Here is a 16,404-nt window from a genome sequence, read left to right as displayed (position 1 = left end):
GAACGCTTAGCGATAGGCCACATAAACGTCGCTGAGCAGGTCGGCTTCTTGAGGTTTGGGGTCGGACTTGGCCAGACGCACGGCGTCGTCAATCAATTGCTCGACTTCGCTGTCGATCAGGTTGAATTGGGCGGAATCCAGCAGCCCTTCAGAGGCGCAGCGCTCACGGAAACGGACCAGACAGTCATTGCTGTCGCGCACATTTTTCACTTCGTTGTTGCCGCGATAGGTCTGGGCATCGCCTTCGAAGTGGCCGTAATAGCGGCTGAGTTTGACCTCGATCAGCGTCGGGCCTGAACCCGAGCGTGCACGCTCGATGGCCGCGCCTGCGGCGTCGTACACCGCGAAGAAATCATGACCGTCGACGATCACACCCGGCATGCCAAAACCGGGGGCACGCTCGGCGATGTCTTTGCACGCCACCGACCAACTGGAGGCCGTGGCCTCGGCGTAGCCGTTGTTCTCGGCCACGAAGATGCACGGCAGGTTCATGATCGACGCCAGGTTCATGGCCTCGAATACCGCGCCTTCGTTGGAGCCGCCGTCACCAAAAAACGCGACCGACACGCCTTGGCTTCCTTTGAGCTTGGAGGCCAACGCAGCCCCTGCGGCCAGTGGCGCCCCCGCGCCGACGATGCCGTTGGCGCCGAGCATGCCTTTTTCCAGATCGGCGATGTGCATCGAGCCGCCCTTACCGCCACAGACGCCGGTTTTCTTGCCGTAGATCTCGGCCATCATCCCGTACACGTCAACGCCCTTGGCGATGCAATGGCCGTGGCCGCGGTGGTTGGAAGCGATGCAGTCATCGTCCGTCAGGTGCGCCATGACGCCCGCGGCACTGGCCTCTTCCCCGGCATACAAGTGAACGAAACCGGGGATCTCGCCCGTGGCAAATTCCACGTGCAGGCGTTCTTCGAAATCACGGATGGTGCGCATGACCTTGTAGGCATGAAGCAATTGATCAGTAGCCAGGTGGGTGGACATCTTGTTGTTCTCCAGGTTGTCTCGACACACGAAAGGCGGGTGTGCCCCGCTGATACGGGTAGAGCAAGCGAGGTGCCAAACCTCTTCCAATTGACGCAAAGCACTGTCCTAGAGCGGCCAATGCGATAAAACCCCACGGCATAAACCGTCTCGATTGAGACGCTGCGTTTCAGGCTGCGAGGTGCGGATCATCGGGTTTGAGACGCTCCGTCTCACTCAGGGCCTTTGTCGGGCCGCGCTTGTCGGGGTCGTTCGATGGGCGCTTAATGGTCGGCATAACAACAAAAGTTCGAGAACCGGAGGCATCAATGCTGGCCGTGAACTCCCGAGCCCACGTCGACTGTGTCAGCCGCGTGGTGCGCAATGCCGATCGTCAAACCCAGGCGCCTGTCCCGCCGCTGATTTTCGATTCCTGGTGCCGCTCCATGGCCCAGCATCATCTGGACCCCGGCTCCTTGCAGGGGCCGCGTATTCTTTCCCACACCTTGCTCAAGGAATGCCGCGAACGCGCGGAACTGTTCATGCGCGTGGCCAGCGAGGAGGTGACACAAATCCACTCCCGCGTACGCCACGCCGATTACTGCGTGATGCTCACCGACGCCCTCGGCCAGACCATCGATTATCGGGTCGACACCAACATTCGTAGCGATTGCCGCAAGGCGGGGTTGTATCTGGGCACCTGCTGGTCGGAATCCGAAGAAGGCACCTGCGGTGTGGCGACGGTGCTCACCAGCCACAGTGCAGTGACCGTGCACAAACGCGATCACTTTCGCGCCGCGTTCATAGGTCTGACCTGCTCGGCCGCGCCAATCTTCGATCCGCAAGGCCAGTTGCTTGGGGTAATGGACGCTTCGGCGCTGCAATCCCCGGATGACCGGCGCAGTCAGGCATTGGTGCAGCAAATGGTGTTGCAGAGCGCGAAGACCATCGAGAACGCGTTTTTCATGCACAGCGCTCAAGGTCACTGGATTTTGCGGGCGCACAGCACGCCGGGTTACGTCGACAGCCAACCCGACCTGCTGCTGGCCTGGGACAACGACGGGCGGCTTCAGGCGCTGAACAGCAAGGCGCGGCAGGCATTGCGTTTGCGCCTGGGGCATTTGCCTGAACATATCGGCGAAGTGTTCGACCTCGACGCGCTTCATGCGTTGAGCGAAGACTCGGCCCGGCAACTGCAATGGCGGGGGGAGTCGAGTGCGTTGCAGGCTCGACTCAGTGCACCTCGTCAGCGGTCCCGTCGCTTGCAGGTCGCAAAACAGGTCGACGACAGCGCGAAGATTGATCCGCGTATCGAAGAAAACCTGCGGCTGGCAGTGCGGGTTAAAGACCGCAATCTGCCGGTGCTGATTCAGGGCGAAACCGGCGCGGGCAAAGAAGTCTTTGCACGGCAGTTGCACGAACACAGCGCTCGTCATGCGGGGCCGTTCGTTGCCCTCAATTGTGCGGCGATTCCTGAGAGCCTGATCGAGAGCGAGTTGTTCGGCTACACGGCAGGCGCGTTCACCGGGGCCTCAAGCAAAGGCATGAAAGGCCTGCTGTTGCAGGCAGACGGTGGCACGCTGTTTCTCGACGAAATCGGCGACATGCCGTTGGGCCTGCAAACCCGATTGCTACGGGTGATGGCCGAAGGTGAAGTCGCGCCGCTGGGGGCTTCGGTGCGGCAGAAAGTCGACATTCAGGTGGTCTGTGCCACGCACCGGGATCTGGCGGCGATGGTCGCGGAAGGGACGTTTCGTGAGGACCTGTATTTCCGTCTGGGCTGTGCCCGGTTTCAACTGCCGCCGCTGCGGGATCGCACGGACAAGCTCGCACTGCTCAACCATCTGCTCGACGAACACGCCCACAACAGCGGCGGCGCGATTGGCATCAGTGCGCAGGCGTTGGAATTGATGCTCGGTTTCGCCTGGCCGGGTAACGTGCGGCAACTGCGGCATGTACTGGGTTATGCCTGCGCGGTGTGTGAAGGGGCGACGATTCAGGTGGGTGATCTGCCGCTGGAGATTCGAGGGGACCAGCCTCAAACGACATCGGAAGAACCGGCCACCAGCCCGCAACGGCAGTTGTTGCTTGATGCGCTGATTCGCCATCGCTGGAAGCCGGGGGATGCGGCGCGCTCGTTGGGGATTTCACGGGCGACGTTGTATCGGCGGGTGAATGAGCATGGGATCGAAATGCCGGGTAAACGGCGTAATGCCTGACCGCTCCTTGAGCTGACTTGCAATACAAAACCTGTAGGAGTGAGCTTGCTCGCGATGGGGTGTGTCAGGTTCATTTTTATGGCTGACACATTGCTATCGCGAGCAAGCGAAGGCCTACAGAATTCCGGTGTCGTCAGAAAGATCAGCGATACACCAGCCCACCATCAATCATCGGCGATTGCCCGGTCATGTAATCGGCATCCGGCCCTGCCAGGTACGACACAAACCCGGCCACGTCATCCGGCGTTTCCGCCCGGCCCAACGCAATGCCATCCACGTACTGCTTATAAGTCGCGCCCACTGGTGCGCCGGTGATCTCGGCCATGCGTTTGTCGATCTCAACCCACATGTCGGTGCCGACCACGCCGGGGCAATACGAATTGACAGTGATACCAAAACTGGCCAGTTCCTTGGCAGCACTTTGGGTCAGCGCTCGCACCGCGAACTTGGTCGCGCTGTAGACGCCCAGCAACGCGAACCCTTCATGCCCGGCAATCGAACAGGCATTGATGATCTTGCCGCGTTTGTTCAACGCCTTGAGCTTTTTGCCCGCCGCCTGAATGCCCCAGATCACGCCCTGCACGTTGATGTTCAGCACCCGGTCGACCTCTTCGGGCTTCACTTCCAAAAGCGCTGCAATCTGCACGATCCCGGCGTTGTTGACCATGATGTCGAAACCGCCCAGATGCGATTCGGCATGTTCGACCGAGGCCGTCACCTGGTCCAGCTTCGACACGTCGGCCACGAACGTCGTCGCCTTGCGCCCCAGCGCCACCACCTCGGCGGCGACCTGTTCGATCTTTTGCGAGTTAATGTCCACCAGCGCGATGTCCGCACCGTCACGGGCCAGGCGCAGGGCAATCGCCCGGCCGACTCCCTGACCCGCGCCGGTGACCAGCGCAACTTTTCCAGCAAGACTCATGGCAGTGTCCTCAAGAAAGGAATTGAGTCTTGGGTATCGCGTGCAACGCCAGAGAAGTCGAGCACCGGGTCTATTCGCGTGAGGGCTGAGACGGAGCGTCTCGACCTCGATTGATCATTTTTTGACGAGACCGGTCGGATCGATAGAAAAAAAAGCGTCTCCCGTGCGTCGTAACAGTGTGTTTCAAGCCTGCATCGGCGGTTATTCTCAATGCTCAATCGCACACACCTCTGGTGCGCCGTCGGGCACGGTGAACGCCTGTATCAAGCGCGGCCCTACTGCGCTGCGGGAGTGTTTTGGATGAGTGAAAAACAAGACAAGATTCCTGATCTCGACGTCCAGACCCTGGCCGGCGAGTACGTACTGGGCACATTGACGGCTGACCAACGAGCCGAGGTGCAGGAGCGCCTGGCCCATGACCCGGCGCTGCGCAAAGCCATCGAGGGCTGGCGCTCGCGATTGCTGACCCTCACGGAGATGGCCGAACCCCAAACACCGTCATCACGTCTGTGGAATCGCATCGAACGCAATATCGGCGGACTGAAGCCCAAACACGCCGCGCGCAAAAAGCGCCGAATTCAGTGGTGGGATAACGCCGGGTTGTGGCGAGGTCTGGCAGGCATGGGGTTGGCGGCGTCGGTGATCCTGACCACTCAACTCATGGGCCAGGTGCCCGCACCGCCCGCGCCTGCTTATCTGGCCGTGCTCTCGACGCCCGAAAACCACACCCCCGGCTGGGTGATTCAGGCCAGCAACATGCGCGGCATTCAATTGGTTCCGGTGGATGAGATCGATGTGCCCATTGGCAAAGTGCTGCAGTTCTGGACCCAGGCCGATGACTGGCAAGGGCCGATTTCTCTGGGCCTGGTCTCGCCGGGGCAGACATTGAAAGTGCCAACGGATCGCTTGCCGCCTCTGCAACCCAATCAGCTATTCGAACTGTCGCTGGAAAAGGCCGGAGGCTCGCCCACCAACAAACCCAGCGGGCCGATTCAGTTCATTGGGCACGCCATTAAGGCCGGGTGATCATTCGATCACGCGTGTTACCGAGCGCACCGTAACGGGGCGCTCGCACCCAAAAGTAACAAATCCTGTCCTTTCGTAACGACCTCGTCTTTCCTCCCCCTCCGCTCAAAACCACTCAACGCCAGACACGGCAAGGGTCTCCAGCCTTTCTCGACTCCTGCCTGGCGAGTTGGCCTCTTGGTTGCATATGCTTGTATGTACAAGTAAATATGAGTATGAATGACTACGTCAGTGCACCGCTGCGATTCACCGCCAGCAGCGCCTGATCTGCCACACCCATATTCCGCCTGCTCGACACAGGCACCGTCAGCCCAGTGCCTGGGCCGGATTGATCATCGAGGATTTTGACGTGACGACTGACAACAAAACCCCAGCCCAGCAATGGACCAAACGCCGCGACGTGGAAATCCGCGCCGCCCGTGGCACTGAACTGACCGCCAAGAGCTGGCTGACCGAAGCGCCGCTGCGCATGCTGATGAACAACCTGGACCCGGAAGTCGCCGAGAACCCGAACGAACTGGTGGTCTACGGCGGTATCGGTCGCGCTGCGCGTAACTGGGAGTGCTACGACAAGATCGTCGAAAGCCTGCGCAACCTGAACGACGACGAGACCCTGCTGGTGCAATCCGGCAAGCCGGTCGGTGTGTTCAAGACCCACAGCAACGCCCCCCGCGTGCTGATCGCCAACTCCAACCTGGTGCCACACTGGGCCAACTGGGAACACTTCAACGAACTGGACGCCAAGGGGCTGGCCATGTACGGCCAAATGACCGCAGGCAGCTGGATCTACATCGGCAGCCAGGGCATCGTTCAGGGCACTTACGAAACCTTCGTCGAAGCCGGTCGCCAGCACTACGACGGCAACCTGAAAGGCCGCTGGGTCCTGACCGCTGGTTTGGGCGGCATGGGCGGCGCACAGCCACTGGCTGCAACACTGGCCGGTGCCTGCTCGCTGAACATCGAATGCCAGCAGAGCCGCATCGACTTCCGCTTGAAGAGCCGTTACGTCGACGAACAGGCCACTGACCTGGACGATGCGCTGGCTCGCATCGCCAAGTACACCGCCGAAGGCAAAGCGATCTCTGTCGCGCTGCTGGGTAACGCCGCTGAAATCCTGCCGGAACTGGTTCGCCGTGGTGTGCGCCCGGACATGGTCACAGACCAGACCAGCGCCCACGATCCGCTCAATGGCTACCTGCCAAAAGGCTGGACGTGGGAGCAGTACCGCGACCGAGCAATCACCGAGCCTGCTGTCGTGGTCAAGGCCGCCAAGCAGTCCATGGCCGAGCACGTCGAAGCGATGCTGGCGTTCCAGAAACAAGGCATCCCGACCTTCGACTACGGCAACAACATCCGCCAGATGGCCAAGGAAGAAGGCGTGAACAACGCGTTCGACTTCCCGGGCTTCGTACCCGCCTACATTCGCCCGCTGTTCTGCCGTGGCATCGGCCCGTTCCGCTGGGCTGCGCTGTCGGGCAACCCGGAAGACATCTACAAGACCGACGCCAAGGTCAAAGAACTGATCCCGGACGACGCCCACCTGCACAACTGGCTGGACATGGCCCGCGAGCGCATCAGCTTCCAGGGTCTGCCAGCACGTATTTGCTGGGTAGGCCTGGGCCAGCGCGCCAAGCTGGGTCTGGCGTTCAACGAAATGGTCCGTCGTGGCGAGCTGTCGGCGCCGGTGGTGATCGGTCGTGACCACCTGGACTCTGGCTCCGTTTCCAGCCCGAACCGCGAAACCGAATCGATGCAGGACGGCTCCGATGCCGTGTCCGACTGGCCGCTGCTCAACGCCCTGCTCAACACCGCCAGCGGCGCGACCTGGGTCTCGCTGCACCACGGTGGCGGCGTGGGCATGGGCTTCTCGCAGCACTCGGGCATGGTGATCGTCTGTGACGGCACCGATGAAGCCGCCGAGCGCATCGCCCGCGTGCTGCACAACGACCCGGCCACCGGCGTCATGCGTCATGCCGATGCCGGTTACCAGATCGCCATCGACTGCGCCAAAGAGCAGGGCCTGAACCTGCCGATGATCAATAAGTAAAAGCACGCTCTTGTAGGAGTGAGCTTGCTCGCGATAGCGGTGTGTCAGGCCCCATTGCAACAAATGACCAGACGCAATCGTCGGAATGCCGCCCAGAGCAAGCTCACTCCTACAGGGAGTACCGCGTGATCCAACACTCGCTTTAGGGGAATGTTTGAGATGGCTGTTCCAGATGATCAAGCTGCAAAGGCTTCCGTGATCGAAAGGCGTTCGATCGACTACATCCCTGACGCGGAAAGACATGGTCGTCTGTTCAGTCAATTCACTCTGTGGCTGGGTGCCAACCTGCAAATCACCGCTATCGTCACCGGGGCCTTGGCCGTGGTGTTGGGCGGCGATGTGTTCTGGTCGTTGATCGGCCTGTTCGTCGGCCAGGTGCTGGGCGGTGGCGTGATGGCGCTGCACGCCGCGCAAGGGCCGAAACTGGGCCTGCCGCAGATGATTTCCAGCCGGGTGCAATTCGGTGTCTACGGGGCGGTGATCCCGTTGCTGCTGGTGTGCCTGATGTATATCGGTTTCTCCGCCAGCGGCTCGCTGCTGGCCGGGCAAGCCGTCGCGCAACTGATTCAGGTCCCGGACTGGCAAGGCATCGTGCTTTTCGCCGCTGCCATCGTGATCCTGACCATTTTCGGCTACCGGGTCATCCACATGATCGGCCGGGCCGCCAGCATCATCGGCGTGATTGCCTTCGTTTATCTGTTCGGCGCGTTGCTGGCAGGCAACGACATCGGCGCGCTGCTGGGCAACAAACACTTCTCGCTGAGCAGCTTCCTGCTGGCGATCTCCCTGTCGGCATCGTGGCAGATAGCGTTCGGCCCTTACGTGGCGGACTACTCGCGCTACCTGCCGCGCAGCACCTCGGCGAGCAAAACGTTCTGGGCTGTGGGCCTGGGCGCGGTGATCGGTGCGCAGGTGTCGATGGTGTTCGGCGTGTTCGCCGCGGCACTGGCGGGCAAGAGCTTCGCCCACCACGAAGTGCAGTTCATCGTCAGCCTGGGCGGCACCGGCGCCGTCGCGGCAGCGCTGTATTTCAGCATCGCTTTCGGCAAGGTCACGGTGACCACGCTCAACGCCTACGGCAGCTTCATGTCGATGGCCACCATCGTCAGTGGTTTCAAGGGCAACCGACACATTTCCAGCGCGCTGCGCCTGGCCTACATCTTCGCGATGGTCGGCATCGCCACTGCGCTGGCCTTGGCGGGCAAAGACTCGTTCCTCAAGGACTTCTCGGCGTTCATCCTGTTCCTGCTGGCGTTCTTCACGCCGTGGAGCGCGATCAACCTGGTGGATTTCTACTGCATCACCAAAGAGCGTTACGACATCCCGGCGCTGTCCGACCCCAATGGCCGTTATGGCCGCTGGAATGCCGTCGGCATCACCGTTTACATCATCGGCGTGCTGATCCAGATGCCGTTCATCTCCACCCACTTTTACACCGGCCCACTGGTCGCCAGCCTCGATGACACCGACATCTCGTGGATCCTCGGCCTGGTCGTACCCGCTGCGCTGTATTACGTGGCTGCGAAAAAATGGCCCGGCAAAATCGCCGACCGCCTCATTCTGCCGACCGAGCAGCCAGCCGTTGAGACTCGCCCATTCAAGACCAGGAGCGTTACCCAATGAGAATTAAAAAAGCCCTGCTTCCGACATTGCTCACCGCCGGTCTGCTCGCCAGCGGCGCCAGTCAGGCGGCGGGTTGGTGCGAATCCGGCAAGCCGGTGAAATTCGCCGGTCTGAACTGGGAAAGCGCGATGCTGCTGACCGACGTTCTGCAAGTGGTGCTGAACAAGGGCTATGGCTGCGAAGTGGACAGCCTGCCAGGCAACTCCATCACCATGGAAAACGCCCTGAGCACCAACGACATTCAGATTTTCGCTGAGGAGTGGGTGGGCCGTAGCGAGGTTTGGAACAAGGCTGAAGCGGCGGGCAAAGTGGTCGGCGTTGGCGCCCCGGTTAAAGGCGCGGAAGAAGGCTGGTACGTGCCGCGCTACGTGATCGAAGGGGACGCCAAGCGCAAACTGGAAGCCAAGGCCCCGGACCTGAAATCGATTGCTGATCTGGGCAAATACGCAGCGCTGTTCGAGGACGCCGAAGAGCCCGGCAAAGGCCGTTTCTACAACTGCCCGGCGGGTTGGACCTGCGAGCTGGAAAACAGCGAAATGCTGAAGAGCTATGGTCTGGAAGACAAATTCACCAACTTCCGCCCCGGCACCGGCCCGGCGCTGGATGCGGCGATTCTGTCGAGCTACAAACGCGGCGAGCCGATCCTGGCGTATTACTGGTCGCCAACGCCATTGATGGGCCAGGTCGACATGGTGCGTCTGGAAGAGAAAGCGGGCGTGAACAAGACCATTACCATCAAGGTCGGCGTCTCCAAAGCCTTCAACGAACAGGCGCCCGAGCTGGTGGCTGTCATGGAAAAGGTCAACATTCCGATTGACCTGCTGAACCAGAACCTGGCGCGCATGACCAAGGATCGTATCGAGTCGCCAAAACTGGCGAAGATCTTCCTCAAGGAACATCCTGAGGTCTGGCACCAGTGGGTCAGCGAGGATGCGGCGAAGAAGGTAGAGGCTTCGTTGTAAGGCTGAGGGCTGAAGAACAGTGTGGGAGCCGCCTTGGTGGCGAAAGCGGCGAGTCATTCGACATTTAATGCATCTGACCCACCGTATTCGTCAGCAAGCCGGCACTTACAAGAGCGGTGCTGTACCTGACAACGGCCAAGCACCACCTAACAGATCGAGACAAGAATATGTTCCCCGAAAGCTTCACGTTCTCCATCGCCGACTGGGTCAACGACTGGGTCGATAAACTGGTCACCAACTATGGCGACGTGTTCCGGCACATCTCCGACACGCTGCTGTGGGCCATCGTCAAACTCGAAGGCCTGCTGCGTGTCGCGCCCTGGTGGGTGTTGCTGGCCATCGTCGGTCTGATTGCCTGGCACGCCACGCGCAAAATCACCACCACGGCGGTCGTGGTCGGTCTGCTGTTCCTGGTTGGCGCGGTCGGCCTGTGGGACAAGCTGATGCAGACCCTCGCGCTGATGCTGGTGGCCACCTTCATTTCGGTGCTGATCGGCGTGCCGCTGGGCATTCTCTCGGCGCGCAGCAATCGCCTGCGTTCGGTGCTGATGCCCTTGCTCGACATCATGCAGACCATGCCCAGCTTCGTGTACCTGATTCCGGTGCTGATGCTGTTCGGGCTGGGCAAGGTTCCGGCGATCTTCGCCACCGTCATCTACGCCGCGCCACCGCTGATTCGTCTGACCGATCTGGGCATTCGTCAGGTTGACGGCGAGGTCATGGAAGCGATCAACGCATTCGGCGCCAACCGCTGGCAGCAACTGTTCGGCGTGCAATTGCCGCTGGCCCTGCCAAGCATCATGGCCGGGATCAACCAGACCACCATGATGGCCCTGTCGATGGTGGTGATCGCCTCGATGATCGGCGCCCGAGGTCTGGGCGAAGACGTGCTGGTGGGCATTCAGACCCTCAACGTCGGGCGCGGCCTGGAAGCGGGCTTGGCCATCGTCATCCTGGCGGTCGTGATCGACCGCATCACGCAGGCCTATGGCCGTCCACGGCATGAGGCGAGCAAGTGATGAGCACTGAACCGAATAAAATCGTCGTCAAGAACGTCTACAAAATCTTCGGCAATCGCGCCTCCGAAGCGCTGGACATGGTTCGCCAGAAGCAGACCAAGGACCAGGTGCTGGCCCAGACCGGTTGCGTGGTAGGCGTGAATGACTTGTCGCTGTCGATTGGCAGCGGCGAAATCTTCGTGATCATGGGCCTGTCCGGCTCGGGCAAATCCACACTCGTGCGCCACTTCAACCGCCTGATCGACCCGACCAGCGGCGAGATTCTGGTGGATGGCGAGAACATCCTGACGTACGACATGGACGCCCTGCGCAACTTCCGTCGGCGCAAGATCAGCATGGTGTTCCAGAGCTTCGGCCTGTTGCCGCACAAGACCGTGATCGACAACGTCGCCTACGGCCTGGCGATTCGCGGCGAGAGCAAGGCGCAGTGCAGCGAGCGCGCGCAGCACTGGATCAACACCGTAGGCTTGAAGGGCTACGAGAAGAAATACCCACACCAGCTCTCGGGCGGCATGCGCCAGCGCGTGGGCCTGGCCCGGGCATTGGCCGCCGACACCGACATCATCCTGATGGACGAAGCCTTCAGCGCCCTCGACCCGCTGATCCGCGCCGAAATGCAGGACCAGTTGCTGGAGCTGCAAGCCACGCTGCACAAGACCATCGTGTTCATCACCCATGACCTCGATGAAGCCGTACGCATCGGCAACCGCATCGCCATTCTCAAGGATGGCCGGTTGATCCAGGTCGGCACCCCGAAAGAAATCCTCTACTCGCCCGCCGACGAATACGTTGACCGTTTCGTCCAGCGCCGCGTGGCGACCCTTTAAGGACGGCTGCACTCATGTCGCGAGCAGAACAGATCATCATCGGCGATGCCCCCGTCACCTGGCAGGACGTCACCGCCGTCGCCCGCCACGGCGCCACCTTGGCGCTCTCGGGAAGCGCCTGGGCGCGCATCGACAATGCGCAAGCCATCGTGCAGCGCATCGTCGCCAGCGGTGAACGCGCCTACGGCGTGAACACCGGCCTTGGCGCGCTGTGCAACGTGTCTCTGCAAGACGAGCAACTCAGTCGCCTGTCGCGCAACACGTTGCTCAGCCACGCGTGCGGCGTTGGCCCGGTGCTGCCGGACGAGCAGACCCGCGCGATCATCTGCGCCGCGATAATCAATTACAGCCAGGGCAAATCCGGTATTCACCGTCAGGTGGTGCAGGCGCTGCTCGCCCTGCTTAATCACCGCATCACGCCGCAAGTACCGTCGCAAGGTTCGGTCGGTTACCTGACCCACATGGCCCACGTCGGTGTCGCGCTGCTGGGCGTGGGTCAGGTGAGTTATCGCGGGCAAGTGGTCTCGGCGTTGCAGGCGTTGAGTGAAGAAGGTCTGTCACCGGTTGAACTGGGCGCCAAAGACGGGCTGTGCCTGGTCAACGGCACGCCGTGCATGACCGGCCTGAGCTGCCTGGCCATCGCTGACGTGAACCGCCTGATGCAGTGGGCCGACGTGATCAGCGCCATGACCTTCGAAGGCCTGCGCGGTCAGCTCGACGCGTTCGATGAAACCATCATCGCGCTCAAGCCCCATCCGGGCATGCAGCAAGTGGGTAAAAACCTGCGCGGTCTGCTGGCGGGCAGTGAAGTGCTGGCCAACAGTCAGGGCATTCGCACGCAAGACGCCCTGAGCATTCGCTCTATCCCGCAAGTCCATGGCGCCACCCGCGATCAACTGGCCCACGCCACGCGTCAGATCGAAACCGAACTCAACTCGGCCACCGACAACCCACTGCTGCTGGGTACGCCCGAGGCCTGGCGCGTGGTCTCCCAAGCTAACCCTCACGGTCAGTCCGTGGCCATTGCGGCAGACCTGCTGGCGATTGCCATGGCCGAACTGGGTTCGATTGCCGAGCGCCGTCTGGATCGTTTGATCAACCCGACCGTCAGCGGTCTGCCAGCGTTTCTGGTCAGCCAGCCAGGGGTCAACTCGGGAATGATGATCGTGCAGTACGTCGCCGCATCCCTCTGCGCGGAAAACCGCCAGATGGCGCAACCGGCCATCGTCGACAACTATGTGACCTCCGGTCTTCAGGAAGACCACCTGAGCATGGGCACCAGCGCCGCACTGAAGCTGCACAAGGTGCTGGAGAACGTCACGCAGATCCTCGCTATCGAGTATTTGCTGGCCGCTCAGGCGTTCGAGTTCTTCAAAGGCCCGCGTTTCGGCGTCGGCACCGAAGCCGCGTGGCGCTTGTTGCGCGAGCGTGTTCCGGCCTATGACGAAGACCGCTGGCTGGCCCCGGACATCGCCAGCAGCGTGACCCTGCTCAAGAACGAAGAATCACTGGAAAGCGTCTTTCAGGCCTGCCGCGACTACGCGGCAACCCATAACAGCAACAGTCGCAGCCCAAGCGCCACAAGCGCGGAACAGGCAGGAGCCAGTTCAAGGCACGCGACCGACATCAACGAAGGAGTAGCAGCATCGTGACCGATACCCAAAAGGCGACCCCGCTGAACCTGATCCCCGGCCAGTTGACCCTGGCGCAACTGCGCGCGATCTATCAGCGACCCGTGACCCTGACGCTGGACGCCAGCGCCGGTCAGCAGATTGACAACAGCGTGGCCTGCGTCGAGCAAATCCTGGCGGAGAATCGTACGGCCTATGGCATCAACACCGGTTTTGGCCTATTGGCGTCGACCCGCATCGCCAGCGCCGATCTGGAAAACCTGCAACGCTCGCTGGTGCTGTCCCACGCAGCAGGCGTTGGCGAGCCGATCAGCGATGAGTTGGTGCGGCTGATTATGGTGCTCAAGGTCAACAGCTTGAGCCGTGGTTTCTCGGGCATTCGTCGTCAGGTCATCGATGCGCTGATCGGCCTGATCAACGCCGAGGTCTACCCGCACATTCCGCTCAAGGGTTCGGTTGGCGCCTCGGGCGACCTCGCGCCACTGGCGCATATGTCGCTGGTGCTGCTGGGCGAAGGCAAGGCGCGCTACAAAGGCCAATGGCTGAACGCTGTCGAGGCCTTGGCGGTTGCAGGCTTGAAGCCGCTGACACTGGCAGCGAAAGAAGGTCTGGCGCTGCTCAACGGCACGCAGGTCTCCACCGCCTACGCGCTGCGCGGCCTGTTCGAAGCCGAAGACCTGTTCGCCGGGGCGCTGAGCTGCGGCGCACTGACCGTGGAAGCGGTACTCGGCTCTCGCGCGCCGTTCGACCCACGTATTCACGCCGCGCGTGGCCAGCGCGGGCAAATCGACGCGGCTGCGGCCTATCGCGATCTGCTGGGCGATGGCAGTCAGGTGTCCGATTCCCACCGCGACTGCGACAAGGTGCAAGACCCCTACTCCCTGCGCTGCCAGCCGCAAGTCATGGGCGCTTGCCTGACCCAACTGCGTCAGGCCTCGGAAGTGCTGGCCATCGAGTCCAACGCGGTATCCGACAACCCGCTGGTGTTCGCGGCTGAAGGCGAAGTGATCTCGGGCGGCAACTTCCACGCCGAGCCGGTGGCCATGGCCGCTGACAACATCGCCCTCGCCATCGCCGAGATCGGCTCCCTGAGCGAGCGCCGCATCTCGCTGATGATGGACAAGCACATGTCACAACTGCCGCCGTTTCTGGTGGGCAATGGCGGCGTGAACTCCGGCTTCATGATCGCCCAGGTGACTGCGGCGGCGCTGGCCAGTGAGAACAAGGCGCTGGCCCATCCGCACAGCGTCGACAGTCTGCCGACCTCGGCCAACCAGGAAGACCACGTGTCGATGGCCCCGGCCGCCGGTAAGCGCCTTTGGGAAATGGCGGAAAACACCCGAGGCGTGCTGGCTGTAGAATGGCTGGCTGCGTGTCAGGGTCTGGACCTGCGCAATGGTCTGAAGACCTCGGAAAAACTGGAAATCGCCCGCACCACCCTGCGCGGCCAGGTCCCGTTCTACGAAAAAGACCGCTTCTTCGCCCCTGACATCGAGGCCGCCACCGCCTTGCTCGCATCCCGATGCCTGAGCGAGCTGGTGTCCGCTGACCTGTTGCCGAGCTTCTGATCGGGACAGGCCAGGGACGGCCTGTCATTGGAATGAGGATAGGGCCGCTCCTCAGGGGCGTGTTCCTTCTCATTCCAGCAAAAGAAACACTTGGAACGTGAAATGAAACCGCAAAACGCAACCGATCTGAAACGCGGGCTCAGTGCCCGTCACATTCGCTTCATGGCGCTGGGCTCGGCCATTGGCACCGGGCTGTTCTATGGCTCGGCGTCGGCGATCAAACTGGCTGGCCCCGCTGTGCTGCTGGTCTACCTCATCGCGGGCGCCGCGGTGTACATGGTCATGCGCGCTCTGGGCGAAATGGCCGTACGCAATCCTGTGGCAGGCTCGTTCAGCGAGTACGCCACGCACTATCTGGGTCCGATGGCAGGCTTCGTCCTGGGCTGGACCTACGCATTCGAGATGATCATCGTCTGCCTGGCCGACGTCACGGCATTCGGGATCTACATGGGTTTCTGGTTCCCCGACGTGCCCCGCTGGATCTGGGTGCTCGGTATCGTATTCGTGATTGGCGCGCTCAACCTGTGCAGCGTCAAAGTGTTTGGTGAAACCGAGTTCTGGCTGTCGCTGCTCAAGGTCGGTGCCATCATCGCCATGATCCTCGCAGGTTTCGGCATTCTGTTGTTCGGCATCGGTTCTTCAGCGGGCGACAGCGTCAGCCACGTGAGCAATTTGTGGACGCAAGGCGGCTTCATGCCCAACGGCGTGAGCGGCCTGGTCGCGGCGCTGGCCGTGGTGATGTTTGCCTTTGGCGGCATCGAAATCATTGGCGTGGCCGCCGGTGAAGCGCGCAATCCCGAGAAGGTGATTCCCCGCGCGATCAACGCTGTGCCGCTGCGCATCCTGTTGTTCTACGTGCTGACGCTGTTCGTGCTGATGTCGCTGTACCCGTGGCAGGAGATCGGCAATCAGGGCAGCCCGTTCGTGCAGATTTTCGACAAACTGGGGATTTCCTCGGCGGCGATCATCCTCAACATCGTGGTGATTTCAGCGGCTGTGTCGGCGATCAATAGCGACATTTTTGGCGCCGGTCGCATGATGTATGGCCTGGCGGTGCAAGGCCAGGCGCCTAAAGGCTTTGCGCAACTGTCGGGCAACGGCGTGCCGTGGATGACCGTGCTGGTGATGGGCGCCGCCCTGCTGTGCGGCGTGGTGCTGAATTACCTGATCCCGGAAAACGTGTTTCTGCTGATCGCCTCCATCGCCACCTTCGCCACCGTTTGGGTGTGGCTGATGATTCTGGTCACGCAGATTGCGATGCGCCGCTCGATGAGCAAGGACGAGGTCGCACAACTGAAATTCCCGGTGCCGTTCTGGCCTGTCGCACCGATCGCCGCCACGGCGTTCATGGTGTTTGTCTTTGTGGTGCTGGGGTATTTCCCGGACACGCAGGCAGCGCTGGTGGTGGGCGCGGTGTGGATTGTGTTGCTGGTGATTGCGTATCGGGTCTGGGTGAAGCCGAACCAAACATCGGCTCCAAACCGGTCTATTGGATGACACAAAACCTTGTGGGAGCCGGCTTGCTGGCGAATGCGGCAGATCAGTCACATTGATGTTGAATGACACACTGCATTCGCCAGCAAGCCGGCTCCCACAA

At 61.4% G+C, this 16,404-nt stretch carries 12 protein-coding genes; 10 read left to right on the top strand and 2 right to left on the bottom strand.

The features are described from left to right. Positions 1-6: 6 nt before the first annotated feature. Positions 7-984, bottom strand: coding sequence for a thiamine pyrophosphate-dependent dehydrogenase E1 component subunit alpha (locus tag ACI5GA_RS18290; RefSeq protein ID WP_421423686.1), 978 nt, complete (start codon positions 982-984; stop codon positions 7-9). Positions 985-1,292: 308 nt separating this feature from the next. Here ACI5GA_RS18290 and ACI5GA_RS18285 point away from each other — a divergent pair, with 308 nt between their 5' ends. Next, positions 1,293-3,182, top strand: coding sequence for a sigma-54-dependent Fis family transcriptional regulator (locus tag ACI5GA_RS18285; RefSeq protein ID WP_404636293.1), 1,890 nt, complete (start codon positions 1,293-1,295; stop codon positions 3,180-3,182). 142 nt (positions 3,183-3,324) lie between these two features. Here the strand turns inward: ACI5GA_RS18285 and ACI5GA_RS18280 are convergent, their stop codons facing one another. Continuing rightward, on the bottom strand, positions 3,325-4,104 hold the full coding sequence (locus ACI5GA_RS18280; RefSeq protein WP_421423684.1) for an acetoin reductase: 780 nt from the start codon (positions 4,102-4,104) through the stop codon (positions 3,325-3,327). A gap of 300 nt (positions 4,105-4,404) precedes the next feature. On the opposite strand from ACI5GA_RS18280, the gene ACI5GA_RS18275 reads away from it, so the two are divergent. From ACI5GA_RS18275 to ACI5GA_RS18235, 9 genes are all read left to right on the top strand, one after another. Continuing rightward, positions 4,405-5,130: an anti-sigma factor gene (locus ACI5GA_RS18275; RefSeq protein ID WP_421423683.1), complete on the top strand. Its 726-nt coding sequence runs from the start codon at positions 4,405-4,407 to the stop codon at positions 5,128-5,130. Positions 5,131-5,479: 349 nt separating this feature from the next. Beyond that, the gene (gene hutU / locus ACI5GA_RS18270; RefSeq protein WP_421423681.1) at positions 5,480-7,177 is read left to right on the top strand and encodes a urocanate hydratase; all 1,698 of its coding nucleotides are present in this window, start codon (positions 5,480-5,482) and stop codon (positions 7,175-7,177) included. A gap of 159 nt (positions 7,178-7,336) precedes the next feature. Then, positions 7,337-8,800, top strand: coding sequence for a purine-cytosine permease family protein (locus ACI5GA_RS18265; protein WP_404636290.1), 1,464 nt, complete (start codon positions 7,337-7,339; stop codon positions 8,798-8,800). Continuing rightward, on the top strand, positions 8,797-9,762 hold the full coding sequence (locus tag ACI5GA_RS18260; RefSeq protein ID WP_421423678.1) for an ABC transporter substrate-binding protein: 966 nt from the start codon (positions 8,797-8,799) through the stop codon (positions 9,760-9,762). Before ACI5GA_RS18265 ends, ACI5GA_RS18260 begins: the two co-directional genes overlap by 4 nt. 167 nt (positions 9,763-9,929) lie before the next feature. Then, a complete protein-coding gene (locus ACI5GA_RS18255; protein WP_404636288.1) occupies positions 9,930-10,781 on the top strand; it encodes an ABC transporter permease in 852 nt (283 codons plus the stop codon). Continuing rightward, on the top strand, positions 10,781-11,608 hold the full coding sequence (locus ACI5GA_RS18250; protein ID WP_404636287.1) for a quaternary amine ABC transporter ATP-binding protein: 828 nt from the start codon (positions 10,781-10,783) through the stop codon (positions 11,606-11,608). Before ACI5GA_RS18255 ends, ACI5GA_RS18250 begins: the two co-directional genes overlap by 1 nt. A gap of 14 nt (positions 11,609-11,622) precedes the next feature. After that, positions 11,623-13,260, top strand: coding sequence for a histidine ammonia-lyase (gene hutH, locus ACI5GA_RS18245; protein ID WP_404636286.1), 1,638 nt, complete (start codon positions 11,623-11,625; stop codon positions 13,258-13,260). Further along, positions 13,257-14,807, top strand: a complete 1,551-nt coding sequence (gene hutH, locus ACI5GA_RS18240; protein WP_404636285.1) for a histidine ammonia-lyase — start codon at positions 13,257-13,259, stop codon at positions 14,805-14,807. The genes hutH (ACI5GA_RS18245) and hutH (ACI5GA_RS18240) overlap by 4 nt, the downstream gene beginning before the upstream one ends. Before the next feature lie 102 nt (positions 14,808-14,909). After that, positions 14,910-16,304, top strand: a complete 1,395-nt coding sequence (locus ACI5GA_RS18235; RefSeq protein ID WP_421423676.1) for an amino acid permease — start codon at positions 14,910-14,912, stop codon at positions 16,302-16,304. Positions 16,305-16,404 lie beyond the last annotated feature (100 nt).

The sequence above is a fragment of the Pseudomonas sp. Pseu.R1 genome (genome assembly GCF_045764065.1).
Classification (GTDB): domain Bacteria; phylum Pseudomonadota; class Gammaproteobacteria; order Pseudomonadales; family Pseudomonadaceae; genus Aquipseudomonas.
This window is presented reverse-complemented; position numbering and strand designations above follow the sequence as displayed.